The sequence below is a fragment of the Burkholderia sp. THE68 genome (assembly GCF_009938265.1).
GTDB lineage: Bacteria > Pseudomonadota > Gammaproteobacteria > Burkholderiales > Burkholderiaceae > Caballeronia.
The window spans coordinates 1,223,228-1,240,831 of record NZ_AP022315.1 but is presented as its reverse complement, the minus strand read 5'-3'; the positions used below and the strand labels follow the sequence as shown (position 1 = coordinate 1,240,831).

Here is a 17,604-nt window from a genome sequence, read left to right as displayed (position 1 = left end):
GAAACTCAGAACTATCTGGTGGTGATTGCGACTAATCTGCCTAGACTTCGCGGGCCGTGTCACTACCGTTAATCAAAGGAGTTGAACAATGGGAATCCTCAGCTTTATCAAGGAAGCAGGCGAAAAACTTTTCGGCGCAGCCACGCCGAGCGCACAGGCGGCTCCAGCGCCTGTCGATGTCGCTGCGCTGAACCAGAAAGCGGGCGAAGCCATCGCGACGTACATCCGTTCGCAAGGCCTCAACGCTGACAATCTCGATGTGAAATATGACGGCGCGTCGCATACTGTGACGGTTTCGGGTCAGGCGCCGGATCAGGCTACGAAGGAGAAGATCCTTGTGGCTGCGGGTAACGTCCAGCACGTCGACAAGGTGGACGATCAACTGACCGTGCCGAACACCGAACCCGAGTCGCAGTATCACACTGTCGTGTCAGGTGACAATCTCTGGAAGATTGCCGAGAAATATTATGGCAATGGCTCGAAGAACGATGTGATCTTCGAGGCGAACAAGCCGATGCTGAAGAGTCCGGACAAGATTTATCCCGGCCAGGTGCTGCGGATTCCGGCGGCGAACTGAATTTTTAGTGTTTGCGACTATTCGAACGCGGACTTCGGTCCGCTTTTTTTTTCAGTACATGTCAAAAACACGCTGCAGGTCTTCCACCCCCGAAGCCAAAGCAAGCATCAACAGCACCCGCGCCTTATAAGGGTTGAGCGTCCCCGCACTGATGCTCCCGAGCGCATCGTCATTCGCCGCGCCGTTGCGCATCACATGCCCCGCCCCCACGCGCGACGCGCGCACCACTGCAACGCCCTGCTTCGCAGCATCGATCAGCGCCTGGGTAAGCGTCGCATGCATCGAGCCGTTGCCGGTGCCCGCCACGACGATGCCCTTCACGCCCGCAGCAGCAAGCGCATCGACCACCACCCGCGACACATCCGCATAACTCGCGACGATCTCGACCATCGGCCACTGCCCGGCGGGGACATCGAATTCACTTGCAACGGTATGCGGCCGCACGACCGTGCGTTGAAACTCGACGCGCCCATCCTGCACGAACCCGAGCGCGCCAGTTTCGGGCGAACGAAACGCATCGACGGCGTAAGTGCTCGTCTTGGTGACATCGCGCGCGCTGTGAATCTGGTTATTGAACGCGACCAGCACGCCCTGCCCCGCCGCATCCTTCGAAGCCGCCACCGTCACCGCATTGAGCAGATTCAACGGACCATCGGCGGACAGCGCGGTCGATGGGCGCATCGCGGCCGTCAGCACGACGGGCTTCGCGCTCTTCACCGTCAGATGCAGCAGGTACGCGGTTTCTTCGAGCGTATCGGTGCCGTGCGTGATGACGATGCCATCGATATCGTCCTGCGCAAGCAACGCGGTCACGCGGCGGCTCAGAGTCGTCCACAACGCGGCGCTCATGTCCTTGCTGTCGATGCTCGCAATCTGCTCGGCGTGGATGCGCGCGACGGATCCGAGCGCGGGCACGGCATCGAGCAATTTGTCGACGCCGACGACGCCCGCCTTGTAGCCCGCCGTCTTCGAGGCATCACCAGCCTGTCCGGCGATGGTGCCGCCCGTTGCCAGCACGGCGATGCGAGGGAGAGAGGAAGTATTCATGCCGGCGATTGTAAATCAGCCGGCCTGCGGTTCACGCTGGAATCACGCTGCTTCGCGAAGCTGGGCCGCGATCTGCGCCTCATCGAGTTGCGGCGCGAACATTTCGATCAGCCGATACGCGTACGCGCGCAGGAACGCGCCCTTGCGCAAGCCGACGCGCGTCGTGCTGGCCTCGAACAGATGCTGCGTGTCGAGCGCGACGAGTTCGGTGTCGCGCTTCGCGTCATACGCCATCGCCGCGACAATGCCGATGCCCATGCCCAGTTCCACATACGTCTTGATGACGTCGGCGTCGATCGCGGTGAGCACGATATCGGGCAGCGCGCCCGCGCTCGCGAACGCCTGGTCGACGTGCGAGCGGCCGGTAAAGTCCTGATCGTAGGTGACGATCGGATACTCGGCGATTTGCTCGAGCGTGATGTTCTCGCGTCCGACGAGCGGATGATCCTTCGGCACCACGACCGTGTGATGCCACGAATAGCACGGGAACGTGACGATGTCCGGATAGCGGTCGAGCGCCTCGGTCGAGATGCCGATATCCGCCTCGCCGTTGATGATCATCTGCGCGATCTGCTGCGGGCTGCCCTGGCGCAGCGCGAGATGCACCTTCGGGAACACCTCGGTGAACTGGCGAATCACCTTCGGCAGCGCGTAACGCGCCTGCGTGTGCGTGGTCGCGACAACCAGATGGCCGTTGTCCTGATCCGCGAACTGGCGCGCGACGCGCCGCAGGTTTTCGGCGTCGAGCAGCATGCGCTCGATCAGTTGATGCACCTCCTTGCCCGGCTCGGTGAGACCGGTCAGACGCTTGCCGCGGCGAATGAAGATATCGACGCCGAGTTCGTCCTCGAGATCCTTGATCTGTTTCGATACGCCCGACTGAGACGTATAGAGCACGTTGGCGACCTCCGTCAGATTCATGTTCTGACGCACGGCCTCGCGCACGAAGCGCAATTGCTGGAAGTTCATGTCAGCCTCTCTTGATGCTTTTATGTCGTTATGTCATTGCGCCGGCGACGGGGCCGGAAATACGCGCAGCGCGCGCGGCACGGCCGTCACGCCATCGCCGATATCGAGCTTGAGCGCGCGCCAGGCCTCGCGATCCAGCTCCGCCTCGATCACACTGCCCGCGTTGCCTTCGAGCTCGACGCGCACCGAGCCGCCAAGCGTCACGACGCGCCGCACGCCGACCACGATGCCATCGCGATGCGTGCCGTCGGCGGGATACAGCGCGAGATCGTGCGGACGCACATAGGCGAGCGCGCGGCCGCTGAAATGCGCTTGGGCGGCGATCGGGCTCGCGGCGCCATCGACGACGAAGCCGTTGGCATCGACGTTGCCTTGCAGCCGGTTCGCCGCGCCGAGGAACTCGTAGACGAACGACGTCTGCGGATGATCGTACACGTCTTGCGGGCTGCCCACCTGCTCCACATGCCCGTGATTCATCACCACGATGCGGTCCGCCACTTCGAGCGCCTCCTCCTGATCGTGCGTGACGAAGAGCGTCGAGATATGCAGATCGTCGTGCAGACGGCGCAGCCAGCTGCGCAGTTCCTTGCGCACCTTTGCGTCGAGCGCGCCGAACGGTTCGTCGAGCAGCAGCACTTTCGGCTCGACGGCAAGCGCCCGCGCGAGCGCGATACGCTGCCGCTGCCCGCCGGACAGTTCCGACGGAAAGCGCTCCGCGAGCCAGTCGAGCTGCACGAGCTTCAAAAGTTCGTGCACCTTCTCGCGGATCACGGCTTCGCTCGGACGTTCGCGGCGCGGTTTCACGCGCAGACCGAACGCGACGTTTTCGAACACGGTCATATGCCGGAACAGCGCGTAATGCTGGAACACGAAACCGACCTGACGTTCACGCGCGCCGACTTCCGCGACGTCCTCGCCGTGCAGCACGACCTGTCCCGCATCGGCGAATTCGAGGCCCGCGATCACGCGCAGCAGCGTGGTCTTGCCACAGCCCGAAGGTCCGAGCAGCGCGACCAGTTCGCCCGCCGGAAAATCGAGCGTGACGTTGTCGAGCGCGGTGAAATCGCCGAAGCGTTTTTGCAGATTGCGAACGATGATGCTCATGATGACGGCCTCTTAACTCGGTGCGGTTGTCTTGGCTTCGGTGATGGCTTGCGTCATGCGCCGCTCCGCGAGGAGCTTCAGCCCGAGCGTCACGAGCGCGAGCAGCGCGAGCAACGACGCCACCGCGAACGCGGCCGAGAAGTTGTATTCGTTGTAGAGAATTTCGACGTGCAGCGGCATCGTGTCGGTCTGGCCGCGGATGTGGCCCGAGACCACCGATACCGCGCCGAACTCGCCCATCGCGCGCGCGTTGCAGAGAATCACGCCGTAGAGCAGGCCCCACTTCACGTTGGGCAGCGTCACGCGCCGGAAAATCTGCCAGCCCGACGCGCCGAGCACATGGGCCGCTTCCTCTTCGTCGTTGCCCTGCGCCTGCATCAGCGGAATCAGCTCGCGCGCGACGAACGGGAACGTCACGAAGATCGTCGCGAGCACGATGCCCGGCACCGCGAAGATGATCTGCACGTCGTGCGCGGCGAGCCACGGGCCGAACCAGCCCTGCGCGCCGAACATCAGCACGTAGATGAGACCCGAGATCACCGGCGACACGGAGAACGGCAGATCGATCAGCGTGGTCAGGAGCGCCTTGCCGCGAAACTCGAACTTCGCGATGGCCCACGACGCCGCCAGCCCGAACACCACATTCAGCGGCACGGCAATCGCGGCGGTCATGAGCGTCAGCTTGATGGCCGACCACGCATCCGGGTCCTTCAGCGACTCGAAATAATAGTCGATGCCTTTCGCGAACGCCTGCACGAACACGGCGACGAGCGGCACGACGAGAAAGAGCGCCAGGAACACGAGCGCGATGCCCGTCAGCAGCCAGCGCACTGCGCGCGGCTCGGTGACCGGATTGAGGCTGTTCTCGTGCATGCGCGCGGCGGCGTTCACCGGCAACGCCTTGCTGTTTGGCGTGCTCATGCGCGACCTCCGCCCTGATGTCCGACATGCAGCGAGGGGCCGACCGCGACGGCAGGCGCCGCGCCCGTCTTGCTGGTGCGCCGCTGCAGGAACCATTGCAGCGTATTGATGAGCAGCAGCATCAGGAACGACACGCACAGCATCACCACGGCGAGCGCGGTTGCGCCGGCGTAGTCGTACTGTTCGAGCTTCGTGATGATGAGCAGCGACGTGATCTCCGATTTCATCGGCACATTGCCTGCGATGAAGATGACCGAGCCGTACTCGCCGAGCGCGCGCGCGAACGCGAGCGCGAAGCCGGTCAAAAGCGCGGGAAAGAGCGAAGGCAGCACGACGCGGCGAAACGTGAGCCAGCGCGTCGCGCCGAGGCACGCGGCGGCTTCTTCCTGTTCGCGCTCGAAGTCTTCGAGCACTGGCTGGACAGTACGCACGACGAACGGCAAGCCGATGAACGTCAGCGCGACGAGCACACCGAGCGGCGTGAACGCGACCTTGATGCCGAGCGGCGCGAGAAACTGCCCGATCCAGCCGTTACCCGCATAGACCGCCGCGAGCGAGATGCCGGCGACCGAGGTCGGCAGCGCAAACGGCAAATCGACGATCGCGTCGACGATGCGCTTGAACGGAAACGTGTAGCGCACGAGCACCCACGCGACCAGAAAACCGAACACCGCGTTGATGAGCGCGCCGCCGAGCGCCGCGCTGAACGTCAGCCGGTAAGACGCCAGCACGCGCGGCGAAGTCACCGCGCGCACGAACTGCGCCCAGTCGAGCGTCGCGGTCTTCGCGAAGGTGGCGGCAAGCGGAATCAGCACCACGAGGCTTAAGTACGCCACCGTGATGCCGAGCGTCAGGCCGAACCCGGGAAGCGCGCTCGGCTTCTTGAATGTGAGGGTCGTCATCCTTGATTGATCCTTGGTTGCGCGCCGGGGTCGGGCACGCGTTGCTGCTTCGGGCGCGCGGCGTCATTGACGCGCCGCTGCGCCCACTTCTTGCGCTTCTTCTGCTTATTGCGGTTGATAGATCGAATCGAACACGCCGCCGTCGGCGAAGTGCGTCTTTTGCGCCTTGGTCCAGCCGCCGAACGTGTCGTCGATGGTGTAGAGCTTCAGCTTCGGAAACTGCTTCGTGAGTTCGGCGGGCACCTTGTCCGAACGCGGCCGATAGAAGTTGCGCGCGGCGATGGTCTGTCCTTCGTCGCTATACAGATACTTGAGATAGGCTTCGGCGAGCTTGCGCGTGCCGTGCTTGTCGACGACCTTGTCGACTACCGCGACCGGCGGCTCGGCCAGAATGCTCACCGTCGGCACCACGATCTCGAACTTGTCCGTGCCGAACTCCTTCACCGAGAGAAACGCCTCGTTTTCCCACGCGATCAGTACGTCGCCCTGGCCGCGCTGCACGAAGCTCGTCGTGGCGCCGCGCGCGCCGGAATCGAGCACGCCGGCGTTCTTGTAGAGCTTGGTCACGAAATCCTTGGCGGTCTGCTCGTTGCCGCCCGGCTTGTGCTGCGCGTAGGCCCACGCAGCCAGATAGTTCCAGCGCGCGCCGCCCGAGGTCTTCGGGTTCGGCGTGACGATCGACACGCCCGGCTTGGCCAGATCGTCCCAGTCCTTGATGTGCTTCGGATTGCCCTTGCGCACGAGAAACACGATCGTCGACGTGTACGGCGATGCGTTGTCCGGCAGGCGCTTCTGCCAGTCCGCGTTGACGAGGCCCTTGGAAGCGAGCGCATCGATGTCATAGGCGAGCGCGAGCGTCACGACGTCCGCCTGCAGGCCGTCGAGCACCGCGCGCGCCTGTCCGCCCGAGCCGCCGTGCGACTGCTTGAAGGTCACCGTCTCGCCCGTATCGGCCTTCCACTTCTTCGCGAACGCCTGATTGAAGTCCTGATACAACTCGCGGGTCGGGTCGTAGGAGACATTCAGAAACGACGTCTGCGCGTGCGCGGACGCGACCATGCCGAAGCTCGCGGCCGTCAGCGCCGCTGCCGCGAACAGACGCCGCGCGCCCTTGCCTAATCCCAGTGTGATGCTTTGCATTCCCCGTTCTCCGTCTTATCGAATTGACGGAATCAGTCTAACGAGGCGTCTATATGAATGAAAATAATCGTTATTCACTTTTTTATACGAAAAACTGCTAAGAAGCATATTCCTGGATGGAAAAAGGGCGCGCGCCCGGCAACCGACTGTTTCGCAGGCTGGCGGGCACGAACTTAAAGTAAAGCTTGAAAAGCGCGAAATACTGTATAAAAATACAGTCACCTGTCCATTCATACAGTGCATCCGGGACCTGAGCCAGTGACCAAGACATCCAAACTTACCGCGCGGCAACAGCAGGTGTTCGAGCTCATCCAGCGTGCGATCGACCGCACCGGCTTCCCGCCTACGCGCGCCGAGATTGCGGCCGAGCTGGGTTTCAGCTCGGCGAATTCCGCCGAGGAACACCTTCGGGCGCTGGCGCGCAAGGGCGTGATCGAGCTGGCGGCGGGTTCGTCGCGCGGCATCCGGCTGCTCGGCGATGCATCGCGCATCGACCGCTCCGAGGAGTTGCCGCACCAGTTCACGCTGCCGCATCAGAGCATCATGCAACTGTCGCTGCCGCTCGTCGGGCGGGTCGCGGCAGGTAGCCCGATCCTCGCGCAGGAGCACATCTCGCAGCACTACTCGTGCGATCCCGCGCTGTTCTCTGACAAGCCCGACTATCTGTTGAAAGTGCGCGGGCTGTCGATGCGCGACGCGGGCATCCTCGATGGCGACCTGCTCGCCGTGCAGAAGCGCAACGAAGCGAAGGACGGACAGATCGTCGTCGCGCGTCTGGGCGACGACGTCACGGTGAAACGCTGGAAGCGCCGTCCCGACGGCGTCGAACTGATCGCCGAGAACCCGGATTACGAAAACATTTTCGTGCGCTCCGGCAACAGCGATTTCGCGCTCGAAGGCATCGCCGTCGGACTGATCCGCTCGGGCGAGTTCTGACGGCGCGCCGCGCGGGCGGCGAGGCGCGAAAGTCGAAGACAGATTGCACGAGATTTTCGCAACGGGACGGAAAATGTCCCGTTCAAATATCAAGATAGCCTCACCAACCGCTTCAACGTCCGTCCAGGGCGTCCCAAACACAACAAGCATGACGGCCATCGTTCCGGTGCGCCGCGGTGCATCCTATCGTCTGGAGAGTCATCATGGAACGTTTTGCCCGTCTGCTGCCCTTCCGTCAGTTCGGCCGCTTGCGTCATCTGCGCGCGCTGATCACGTGCGGCACGCCGCGCGCCGAATCCGCGCCCGATCTCTTCGACGAAATGCCCGCGTTGCCGTCGCGCCAGCCGGCTTTTGCGCGCGTGTCGCTGAGCAGCACGGTGCATGCGGAACCCGAACAGCGCGCGCCGGTGCGGGTGTATCGCGGACAATCGAGGGTGATTCTGGTCGGCAAGATCGACGAAGTGTCGCGCATGATCGACCGCTGTATCGCCGAGGAAGACGCGGGGCTGACGGGAGGCATCCTCGCCTGATATTGCGGCGAACCGCACGCCGAACGTGAATTTCCGGGATATAAACCGCCTGCGCGCTGTCAATCCCGGATTCACGTTCCGCAAACGAGGCTTCGCCGTCGCATGTCCCGCACTACCCGTTCTGTCGTTGCCGCGCTCGTCGTCCTGATACTCGTCGCGGCGCTCGGTTTCATCTATGCGTCACCTTACATCGCACTGGACCGCGTGAAGCGCGCGGCCGATGCGCGCGACGCGCAGACAGTCAATCAATACGTCGATTTTCCCGCGTTGCGCGCGAGTCTCAAGGAACAGGTCGCCGCGCTGCTGACGCGGCGTGTCGATATCCAGAAAAGCGGCAATCCGCTCGCGATCATCGGAGCGATGATCGGCGCGGCGCTCGTCGGTCCGCTGGTCGATTCTTACGCAACCCCGGACGGCGTCGCGGCCATTCTGAACGGCATTCCACCGCGCGGCGATCCGGGAGAACGTCCGCCACAGGCGGGCAATGGCGGCGCATCGGCAAGTGCCGCGGACGCGCCCGCATCCGCTGTCACGGCCGCGCAGCCAGCGCCGAAAGCGCCGCCGCAGACCACGGCGGGCTACCGAAGCCTGAACACGTTCGTCGTCACGTATCAGCACGGCGCCGGCGATGCGCGTTACTCGGCGATTTTCCGCCGCGACGGACTCGTGTCGTGGAAGCTCGTCGCGGTCGATCTCAACGGCTGATCCGTCGAGCGCCCACGCTCAGGCGCCGGCTTCGGCCTTGACCGGTTTCGCCGCGTAAGCCGCTTCGTCTTCGGCTTCCGCCGATTCACCCGCCTGACACACGGCAACGAGAATGCTGCATTTCACGCGATCGAGCAGCGGCGTGTTGCCTGCGCCCATCCACCAGCGCGCAAGTCCGCTGCGGCACCGATGCCCGACCACGACGAGATCGACCTGCAGGCTTTCCGCGAGCGCCGCGATTTCGTCGATCGGATGGCCGAACGCGAAATGCCCCTGCGCCTGAAGACCGCGTTCGCGCAGCCATTCCACGCCTTCCTGCAGGATGTCGCGCGCGGCCTCTTCGAAGCGTCCGCAGGCCATATCGGTTAGCAGTCCGGCGCTCTGCGCGATGCTGGAGCGCATGTCGACCACCGCGAGGACGTGCGTCTCGGCATTCAGATCCAGCGCGAGATTCGCGCCTTGCCGCAATGCCTTGCGACCCTCTCTGGAGCCGTCATAGCACAGCAGGATTTTTCGATAGCTATCCATCGTGACCTCCCTGGCCAACTTGCCCGTCGCGCTCCGTTCGATGCGAAGCGTAGCGCGATTTACCTGCGGCGTTTCTTCATCATGGTGTGTCGCCCCATACGTGGCAACGCTGGAAAACGCTAACCGCCGCGAACGTGCTAGCTCGCACCGTGCCAGAACCCCGGGCGCACCGGCGGACAAGCCTCTGGCACTTTCGGCCGGAACCGGTTCGACACCTTCCCGCACAGCTTTGACTCGCGTTCGCCGCATGCGGTTGCAAGCGACGCGCTGCCTTGGTGCAATGGATTACACTAGCCCGCTGGATTTCCCTTACGCGATTTTCCTGCGGCACGAATGCATGACTGATCAAACATCACGCGAGTCCGATGAAAGCGGCGCGCCACCCGCCATCGAGTTCAACGAAGTAAGGAAACACTACGGCGATCGCACTGTCGTCGACGGTCTCTCGTTCGATGTGCGCCCCGGCGAATGCTTCGGACTGCTCGGCCCGAACGGCGCGGGCAAGACGACGACACTCAAGATGCTGCTCGGCATCACCTCGCCCGACAGCGGCGCGATCCGGCTCGTCGGCGAGCCGGTGCCCGCTCGCGCCCGTTTCGCGCGCGAGCGCGTGGGCGTCGTGCCGCAGTTCGACAATCTCGATCCCGATTTCACGGTGCGCGAGAACCTGACCGTGTTCGGCCGCTACTTCGGCCTGACGGGCGCGCGCATGGACGCGCTCGTGCCGTCGCTGCTCGAATTCGCGCGGCTGGAGAGCAAGGCCGATGCGCGCGTCGGCGAACTGTCGGGCGGCATGAAACGGCGTCTCACGCTCGCGCGTGCGCTCGTCAACGATCCCGACGTCCTCGTCATGGACGAGCCGACCACCGGCCTCGATCCGCAGGCGCGGCATCTGATCTGGGAGCGCCTGCGCTCGCTGCTCGCGCGCGGCAAGACGATCCTCCTGACGACGCACTTCATGGAAGAAGCCGAACGCCTCTGCGACCGGCTGTGCGTGATCGAGGAAGGCCGCAAGATCGCCGAGGGACGGCCGCGCGATCTCATCGGATCGGTGATCGGCTCGGACGTGATCGAGATCTACGGCCCCGATCCGCAAGCCCTCGCCGCCGAGCTCGCGCCGTTGGTCGCGCGCATGGAAGTCAGCGGTGAAACGCTGTTCTGCTACGTCGACGACCCGCAGCCCGTGCATGCGCGCGTGAAGGGCCGCGCGGACGTGCGCTATCTGCATCGCCCGGCAAATCTCGAAGATGTGTTTTTGCGTCTCACCGGACGCGAGATGGTGGACTGAATCAATGGATACGCTCGATCAATCCCGCGTCGACAAAAAGCGCGCGCACAGGCCGCAGGCGCACGCGGAAAGCTTCACGCCGCTGTCCAGCGCGCTGCCCGCCAACGGCACGCACTGGATGTCGGTATGGCTGCGCAACTATCTCGTCTGGAGAAAGCTCGCGATCGCCTCGATGATCGGCAATCTCGCCGATCCGATGATCTATCTCTTCGGCCTCGGGCTGGGTCTCGGCCTGATGGTCGGACACGTCGACGGCGTGTCGTATATCGCGTTTCTCGCGGCGGGCACGGCGGCGTCGAGCGTGATGATGTCCGCGAGCTTCGAAGCGATGTACTCGGGCTTCTCGCGCATGCACGTGCAGCGCACATGGGAAGCGATCATGCACACGCCGCTCACGCTCGGCGATATCGTGCTGGGCGAGATCGTCTGGGCCGCGAGCAAATCGGTGCTGTCGGGCGTGGCGATCATGGTCGTCGCGGGCGCGCTCGGCTATGCGAGCTTTCCGTCGATGCTGATCGCGCTGCCCGTCATCGTGCTCACGGGACTCGCGTTTGCCAGCACCGCGATGGTCATCACCGCGCTCGCGCCGAGCTACGACTTCTTCATGTTCTATCAGACGCTCGCGCTCACGCCGATGCTTCTGCTCTCCGGCGTGTTCTTTCCGATCGCGCAACTGCCCGCGCTCGCGCAGCACGTCACGCAGGTGCTGCCGCTCTTTCACGCGGTCGAACTGATTCGTCCCGCGATGCTCGGCCGCCCGTTCGACGGCCTGGCCGTGCACGTGCTCGTGCTGATCGCGTATGCGGTCGTGCCGTTCTTTCTCTGCGCGTGGCTCTTCAGGCGGCGCATGATGAAGTGACAAATGACAAACGGCGATGGACTGCGAAGCCCATCGCCGTTTTCGCATCGTCGACGAAACAGCGCTACTTCGCCGGAAACTCGTGGTGCCCGCCGAAGCCGAAGCGCATCGCGGAGAGCATGCGCTCGGGGAACGATTCGGCATCGCGCGAGCGGAAGCGCGTGTAAAGCGCCGCCGACAAGACCTGCGCCGGCACCGCTTCCTCGATCGCCGCCTCGATGGTCCAGCGCCCCTCGCCGCTGTCCGCGACTTCCGTCGAGAAGCGTTCGAGCGTGCCATCGGTGGCGAGCGCGCCGGCGGTCAGATCGAGCAGCCATGACGACACCACGCTGCCGCGCCGCCATACTTCGGCGATATCCGCGAGATCGAGCGTATAGCGTTCGCCTTCCGCCAGATCCTTCGATTCCTTGTGCCTGAGGATGTGAAAGCCCTCGGCATACGCCTGCATCAAACCGTACTCGATGCCGTTGTGCACCATCTTCACGAAGTGGCCCGAGCCGACCGGTCCGCAATGCATATAGCCGTTCTCGACGCGCGCATCGCGTCCTTCGCGTCCCGGCGTGGCGGGAATATCGCCGCGTCCGGGCGCAAGCGTCGCGAGAATCGGATCGAGCCGGCGCACGACCGCTTCGTCGCCGCCGATCATCATGCAGTAGCCGCGCTCCAGTCCCCAGATGCCGCCCGAAGTGCCGACATCGACGTAATGGATGCCCTGCTCGCGCAACTGCGCGGCGCGCCGGATATCGTCCTTGTAGAAGCTGTTGCCGCCGTCGATGATCACGTCGTCTGCGCCGAGGATCTTGTGCAGATCATTCAGCGTGTCCTCGGTGATCTTGCCCGCGGGCAGCATCAGCCAGACGACGCGCGGCGCGGCCAGCTTCGCGACGAGATCGCCCAGATCCTTCGCGCCCGTCGCGCCTTCACTGGCGAGCGCCTCGGTCGCCTGCGGGTTGTGGTCGTACACGACGCACGTGTGCCCGCTGCGCATCAGACGCCTCCCGATGTTGCCGCCCATGCGTCCCAGTCCCACGATGCCGATCTGCATGATGATTCACTCCTTGCCGTTGGATTTCACGCGCGCGATCTGCTTCTTCGCTTCTTCGTAGACGCGCTCCGGCGTGAAGCCGAATTTCGTCTTGAGCGCCTTCAATGGCGCCGACGCGCCGAACGTGTGCATCACGATCTGCGATCCCAGGCGGCCGACGTAGCGATCCCAGCCGAGCGTCGCGGCCTGCTCGACGCACACGCGCGCATTCACGTCCGGCGGCAGCACCGAGTCCTTGTACGCCTGATCCTGCTTCTCGAAGATGTCCCATGACGGCATCGACACGACGCGCGCCGCGATGCCCTCGGCCTTCAGCTTCTCGTACGCCTCGACGCACAGCGACACTTCGCTGCCCGTCGCGAGCAGCAGCACTTCGGGCTTCTTGCCGCCTTCGGTATCGGCGAGCACGTACGCGCCGCGCTTCACGCCATCGGCCGATGCGTATTTCTTGCGATCGAAAGTCGGCAGCGCCTGGCGCGTCAGCACGATGCACGACGGCTCCTTCGGATGCGACAGCGCGACGCGCCACACTTCGGCCACTTCGTTCGCATCGGCGGGACGCAGCGTCGAGAGGCCCGGCACGCCGCGCAAGGAAGCCAGTTGCTCGATCGGCTGATGCGTCGGTCCATCTTCGCCGACGCCGATCGAATCGTGCGTGAACACGTAGATCACCGGCACTTCCATGATCGCGGAGAGGCGGATCGGCGGCTTCATGTAGTCGCTGAAGATCAGGAACGTCGATCCATACGGCCGCAATCCGGATAGCGCGAGGCCATTGCAGACCGCGCCCATGCCGTGCTCGCGAATGCCGAAGTGCAGGTTGCGCCCGTCGTAGCTGTCGTGTTCGAAACTGCCCGCGCCCTCGAACTTGAGGTTCGTCTTGGTCGAAGGCGACAGATCCGCCGAGCCGCCGATCAACCAGGGCAGGCGCGGCGCGATCGCGTTGAGCACCTTGCCCGACGAATCGCGCGTCGCGATGCCCTTTTCGTCCGGCTCGAAGGTGGGAATATCGGCGTCCCAGCCTTCAGGCAGCCTGTTCTGGAGCATCTGCCACGCTTCTTTCGCAAGTTCCGGATTCGACTTCTCGTAGGCGTCGAAGCGCTGCTTCCACTCGGCGTGCAGCTTCTTGCCGCGCGCGCCCATGCCGTCGGCGAAATGCTGCATGACGCCGTCGGGCACGTAAAACTGCTTGTCCTCGGGCCAGCCGTAGAACTTCTTCGCGAGCTTGATTTCTTCCTCGCCGAGCGGCTCGCCGTGCGCGCCGGACGTGTCCTGCTTGTGCGGCGCGCCCCAGCCGATGATGCTCTTCACGACGATCAGCGTCGGCTTGTCGGTGTGGGACTTCGCCTTGTTGATCGCGTCTTCGAGCGCGCTGGCGTCGTTGGCGTCGTCTACGTGCAGCGTATGCCAGTTGTAGCCGTGAAAGCGCGCTTCGACATCGTCGCTATACGCGAGGTCCGTGTGACCTTCGATCGTGATGCGGTTGCTGTCGTAGATCCAGATGAGGTTCGACAGCCGCAGATGCCCCGCGAGCGACGCCGCTTCGTGCGACACGCCTTCCATCATGTCGCCGTCGCCGCACAGCGCGTAGACGCGGTAATCGAAGATCGTGTCATTGCCCTTGTTGAAGTGAGCTTCCTTCCAGCGCGCGGCCATCGCCATGCCGACGCTGTTGCCGAGACCCTGCCCGAGCGGGCCGGTCGTCGTTTCGACGCCGGTCGTCATGCGGTATTCCGGGTGGCCCGGCGTCTTGCTGTCGAGTTGCCGGAAATGCTCGATGTCGTCGAGCGAGACCGCGGCCTTGCCGGTCGGCTTGCCGTCCTGGTCGAATTCCTTCACGCCCGCCAGATGCAGCAGCGAATACAGCAGCATCGACGCGTGACCGACCGACAGCACGAAGCGGTCGCGATTCGGCCAGAGCGGCGCGTCGGGATCGTAGCGCAGATGGTTCTGCCAGAGATGGAAGGCGACGGGCGCAAGCGCCATCGGGGTGCCGGGGTGGCCGGAATTGGCCTTTTGCACGGCGTCCATCGAAAGGGTACGGATGGTGTCGATCGTCAGGCGATCGAGATCTTTGGCCTGCGGTGTTGCTTGAGACATGAGCGACGACTCCTTTGCAAAGAGCGCGCTGTGGCGAAAGGCGCCGCAGCGGGCAACCAGGACCATCGAGCAAGTGTAGTGCCTTGCAGCCGGCACCGCACGGCGAGTATTGCGAGAGGCGCGCCGTGCCGCATCACTGCGGCACGGCAAACGGATGCGGTTTAAGAAAATGGGCTAAACGCCGCACGAACGTCAATGCTGACACATTCGCGGCCAGCCCATCCGATTCTTCGACAAATCGTTGACCGGACAGGGAATTCAGGGCGCCGGATTCGGCTGGCGTTCGTGCAATGCTTCGATTTCGGCCAGAATTTCGTCCGACAGTTCCACGTTCACGCTCTCGATGTTCTCCTTCAACTGCGGCATCGACGTCGCGCCGATCAGCGTGCTCGTCGTGAATGGCCGCGTGTTGACGAACGCGAGCGCGAGTTGCGTGGGCGTCAGGCCGTGACGCTTCGCCAGTTCGACATACGACGAGATTGCCGCGACCGCTTGCGGCTTGCTGTAGCGCTGGAAACGTTCGTACAGCGTGATGCGCGCGCCGGCCGGACGTGCGCCGCCTTCGTACTTGCCCGACAGCCAGCCGAACGCGAGCGGCGAATACGCGAGCAGCCCGACGCTTTCATGGTGCGTGAACTCCGACAGTCCGACTTCATACGTGCGGTTCACGAGACTGTACGGATTCTGAATGCTGACGATCTTCGGCAGGCCCACTTTCTCTGCCGCGCGCAGGAACTGGGCGACGCCCCACGGCGTTTCGTTCGACACGCCCACATAGCGGATCTTGCCCGCCTTCACGATCTCGGCAAGCGCGGCGAGCGTTTCCTCGATCGGCACCGTGTACTCGTCTTCCAGATACGGATAGTTCGGTCGTCCGAAGGTCATCGTGCTGCGGTCGGGCCAGTGCAGCTGATACAGATCGACGTAATCGGTTTGCAGGCGCTTCAGACTGCCGTCGATGGCCTCGTTCAGGTTTTTGCGATCGAACTGGTTGCCCGCGCCGCGAATGTGCCGCGGATTGTGCGGCTGACGCGCGGGCCCGGCGATCTTCGTCGCCAGCACGATGTCCGCGCGCTTCGCAGCGTTCTTCGCGAGCCACGTACCGATATATTCCTCCGTGCGGCCCTGCGTTTCGGGGCGCGGCGGCACCGGGTACATTTCGGCGGCATCGATCAGATTCACGCCCTGAGCGAGCGCGTATTCGATCTGCTCGTGTGCGTCGCTTTCAGTGTTCTGCTCGCCCCAGGTCATGGTGCCGAGCCCGATCAGACTCACATCGACACCCGAATCACCCAGTTTCCGAAACTTCATTGCTCAGTCCTCTTGTTGGCGTAGTGTTTGCGCGCTGTCGGCGCATTGTCGGAAATGCTGCTTGGCTGGTTTTCCGGCAATCGCAAAAACTACCATAGCCGCGAAAGGTCTGCTCCCGCAGCTAGAATGGCAGGCTTCCAATACGTCAGGCAGGAGCGCGTCACCGATGCCGTCTGCAAGTGTCAGCGAGAACAAAGGCTCGTCGCTCATCATCATGCTGGTCGCGGCGACCTTCTTCATGGAGAACCTCGACGGCACGATCATCGCCACCGCCTTGCCGCAGATGGCGCGCTCGTTCAACGTGCATCCCGCCGACATGAGCCTCGGCATCACGGCCTATCTGCTCACGCTCGCGGTCTTCATTCCGATTTCCGGCTGGGCCGCCGACCGCTTCGGGCTGCGTACCGTGTTCGCGAGCGCGATCGCGGTGTTCACGGCGGCGTCCGTGCTGTGCGCGACGACTTCGACTCTGCCCGCGTTCGCCGCGGCGCGCGTGCTGCAAGGCATCGGCGGCGCGATGATGGTGCCGGTCGGACGCTTGGCCGTGCTGCGCGCGACGCCCAAGGAAGGGCTGATGCGCGCGATCGCGATCATCACCTGGCCGGGCCTCGTCGCTCCGGTGATCGGCCCGCCGCTCGGCGGCTTCATCACGACCTACTCGTCGTGGCGCTGGATCTTCTATCTGAACGTCCCGCTCGGTCTGATCGGCCTGCTGCTGACGCTGCGCTACATCGGCAACGAGCGCGAGGATGCGACGCGCCGCTTCGATCTGCCGGGGTTCGCGCTGTGCGGCATCGCATGCACGACGCTGCTCTACGCGATGGAACTGATCGGCCGCAGCGACGCCGACTGGACCCTGGTCGGCGTGCTGGTCGCGGTGGGCGGGGTGGCGGGTATCGCGTCGTACTGGCATCTGCGGCGCGCGGCGCAGCCGGTCGTCGATCTGTCGGCGCTGAAGGTGAAGACGTTCGCCGTATCGATGACCGGCGGGTCGCTCTTTCGCATCGCGATCAGTGCGGCGCCGTTCCTGTTGCCGCTGATGTTCCAGGTCGGCTTCGGCATGAACGCGTTCGAATCCGGCTTGCTCACGCTTGCCGTGTTCGCCGGCAATCTGTCGATGAAGCTCGTCACCACGCCCGTGATGCGCCGGTTCGGCTTCCGGTCGGTGCTGATCGTGAACGGCGTGCTCGCCGCCTTGTCGCTCGCCGCGATGAGCCTGCTCACGCCGACGACGCCCAAACTCCTGATCGTCGTCGTGCTGTTTTTGAGCGGTCTGTCGCGTTCGTTGCAGTTCACGGCGCTGAACACGCTGAGCTTCGCCGACGTGCCGAAAACGCAGATGAGCGGCGCGTCGGCGCTGTCCAGCACGCTCTTTCAGATGACGATGGGCATCGGCGTTGCAATCGGGGCGATCGCGCTGCGCATCGGCGAGTGGTTCCACGGGCACGATGCGCATTCGATCGGGCCGGAGGATTTCAGCGTCGCGTTTCTGATCGTCGCGTTGGTGGGGCTGGTCGGCGTGGTGGATCTGTTCGGGCTCGCGAAGGACGCGGGGGCGCTGGTTTCGGGGCATGGGAAGCGGAAGGCGTGACGATTTCATGACGCAAAGGCTCAAGCCTTCGCCTCGCCTGCCGTAATCCCC

The 17,604-nt window shown here is 63.9% G+C and carries 17 protein-coding genes; 7 read left to right on the top strand and 10 right to left on the bottom strand.

The annotated features are described in order from the left end of the window. Positions 1–88: 88 nt before the first annotated feature. Positions 89–577, top strand: a complete 489-nt coding sequence (lysM, locus tag BTHE68_RS05925; protein ID WP_162065548.1) for a peptidoglycan-binding protein LysM — start codon at positions 89–91, stop codon at positions 575–577. 51 nt (positions 578–628) lie between these two features. Here the strand turns inward: lysM and BTHE68_RS05920 are convergent, their stop codons facing one another. The 6 genes from BTHE68_RS05920 to BTHE68_RS05895 form a co-directional block, all read right to left on the bottom strand. Beyond that, the gene (locus BTHE68_RS05920; RefSeq protein ID WP_162065547.1) at positions 629–1,624 is read right to left on the bottom strand and encodes an asparaginase; all 996 of its coding nucleotides are present in this window, start codon (positions 1,622–1,624) and stop codon (positions 629–631) included. A 42-nt stretch (positions 1,625–1,666) separates the two neighbouring features. After that, complete coding sequence (locus tag BTHE68_RS05915; protein ID WP_162065546.1) at positions 1,667–2,593, bottom strand: CysB family HTH-type transcriptional regulator; 927 nt, start codon at positions 2,591–2,593, stop codon at positions 1,667–1,669. Between the two features lie 33 nt (positions 2,594–2,626). Then, the gene (locus tag BTHE68_RS05910) at positions 2,627–3,697 is read right to left on the bottom strand and encodes a sulfate/molybdate ABC transporter ATP-binding protein (protein WP_162065545.1); all 1,071 of its coding nucleotides are present in this window, start codon (positions 3,695–3,697) and stop codon (positions 2,627–2,629) included. A 12-nt stretch (positions 3,698–3,709) separates the two neighbouring features. Then, complete coding sequence (gene cysW, locus BTHE68_RS05905) at positions 3,710–4,570, bottom strand: sulfate ABC transporter permease subunit CysW (protein ID WP_087131407.1); 861 nt, start codon at positions 4,568–4,570, stop codon at positions 3,710–3,712. 44 nt (positions 4,571–4,614) lie between these two features. Continuing rightward, entirely contained in the window at positions 4,615–5,520 is a 906-nt protein-coding gene (cysT, locus tag BTHE68_RS05900) for a sulfate ABC transporter permease subunit CysT (protein ID WP_162065544.1), read from the bottom strand. 105 nt (positions 5,521–5,625) lie between these two features. Continuing rightward, positions 5,626–6,660 (bottom strand): sulfate ABC transporter substrate-binding protein, encoded by a 1,035-nt coding sequence (locus BTHE68_RS05895; protein ID WP_162065543.1) that lies wholly within the window; start codon positions 6,658–6,660, stop codon positions 5,626–5,628. A 258-nt stretch (positions 6,661–6,918) separates the two neighbouring features. Between BTHE68_RS05895 and lexA the strand changes: the two genes are divergently transcribed. From lexA to BTHE68_RS05880, 3 genes are all read left to right on the top strand, one after another. Further along, positions 6,919–7,596, top strand: coding sequence for a transcriptional repressor LexA (gene lexA / locus BTHE68_RS05890; protein WP_061176194.1), 678 nt, complete (start codon positions 6,919–6,921; stop codon positions 7,594–7,596). A gap of 203 nt (positions 7,597–7,799) precedes the next feature. Further along, positions 7,800–8,126 carry a hypothetical protein gene (locus tag BTHE68_RS05885; RefSeq protein ID WP_162065542.1) on the top strand — a complete coding sequence of 109 codons (327 nt, stop codon included), beginning with the start codon at positions 7,800–7,802 and terminating at the stop codon, positions 8,124–8,126. A 102-nt stretch (positions 8,127–8,228) separates the two neighbouring features. Continuing rightward, positions 8,229–8,831, top strand: coding sequence for a DUF2939 domain-containing protein (locus tag BTHE68_RS05880; RefSeq protein WP_162065541.1), 603 nt, complete (start codon positions 8,229–8,231; stop codon positions 8,829–8,831). An 18-nt stretch (positions 8,832–8,849) separates the two neighbouring features. Here BTHE68_RS05880 and BTHE68_RS05875 read toward each other — a convergent pair whose 3' ends face one another. Then, a complete protein-coding gene (locus tag BTHE68_RS05875) occupies positions 8,850–9,359 on the bottom strand; it encodes a universal stress protein (protein WP_086966931.1) in 510 nt (169 codons plus the stop codon). A 337-nt stretch (positions 9,360–9,696) separates the two neighbouring features. Between BTHE68_RS05875 and nodI the strand changes: the two genes are divergently transcribed. Beyond that, positions 9,697–10,647, top strand: a complete 951-nt coding sequence (gene nodI / locus BTHE68_RS05870) for a nodulation factor ABC transporter ATP-binding protein NodI (RefSeq protein WP_162065540.1) — start codon at positions 9,697–9,699, stop codon at positions 10,645–10,647. Positions 10,648–10,651: 4 nt separating this feature from the next. Next, positions 10,652–11,506 carry an ABC transporter permease gene (locus tag BTHE68_RS05865; protein WP_286202781.1) on the top strand — a complete coding sequence of 285 codons (855 nt, stop codon included), beginning with the start codon at positions 10,652–10,654 and terminating at the stop codon, positions 11,504–11,506. A 64-nt stretch (positions 11,507–11,570) separates the two neighbouring features. Here BTHE68_RS05865 and gnd read toward each other — a convergent pair whose 3' ends face one another. From gnd to BTHE68_RS05850, 3 genes are all read right to left on the bottom strand, one after another. Beyond that, positions 11,571–12,551 carry a phosphogluconate dehydrogenase (NAD(+)-dependent, decarboxylating) gene (gnd, locus tag BTHE68_RS05860; RefSeq protein ID WP_162065539.1) on the bottom strand — a complete coding sequence of 327 codons (981 nt, stop codon included), beginning with the start codon at positions 12,549–12,551 and terminating at the stop codon, positions 11,571–11,573. Positions 12,552–12,557: 6 nt separating this feature from the next. Continuing rightward, entirely contained in the window at positions 12,558–14,651 is a 2,094-nt protein-coding gene (tkt, locus tag BTHE68_RS05855; protein ID WP_162065538.1) for a transketolase, read from the bottom strand. A 258-nt stretch (positions 14,652–14,909) separates the two neighbouring features. Further along, the gene (locus BTHE68_RS05850) at positions 14,910–15,962 is read right to left on the bottom strand and encodes an NADP(H)-dependent aldo-keto reductase (RefSeq protein ID WP_162065537.1); all 1,053 of its coding nucleotides are present in this window, start codon (positions 15,960–15,962) and stop codon (positions 14,910–14,912) included. Between the two features lie 166 nt (positions 15,963–16,128). On the opposite strand from BTHE68_RS05850, the gene BTHE68_RS05845 reads away from it, so the two are divergent. After that, on the top strand, positions 16,129–17,553 hold the full coding sequence (locus tag BTHE68_RS05845; protein WP_162065536.1) for an MFS transporter: 1,425 nt from the start codon (positions 16,129–16,131) through the stop codon (positions 17,551–17,553). Positions 17,554–17,604 lie beyond the last annotated feature (51 nt).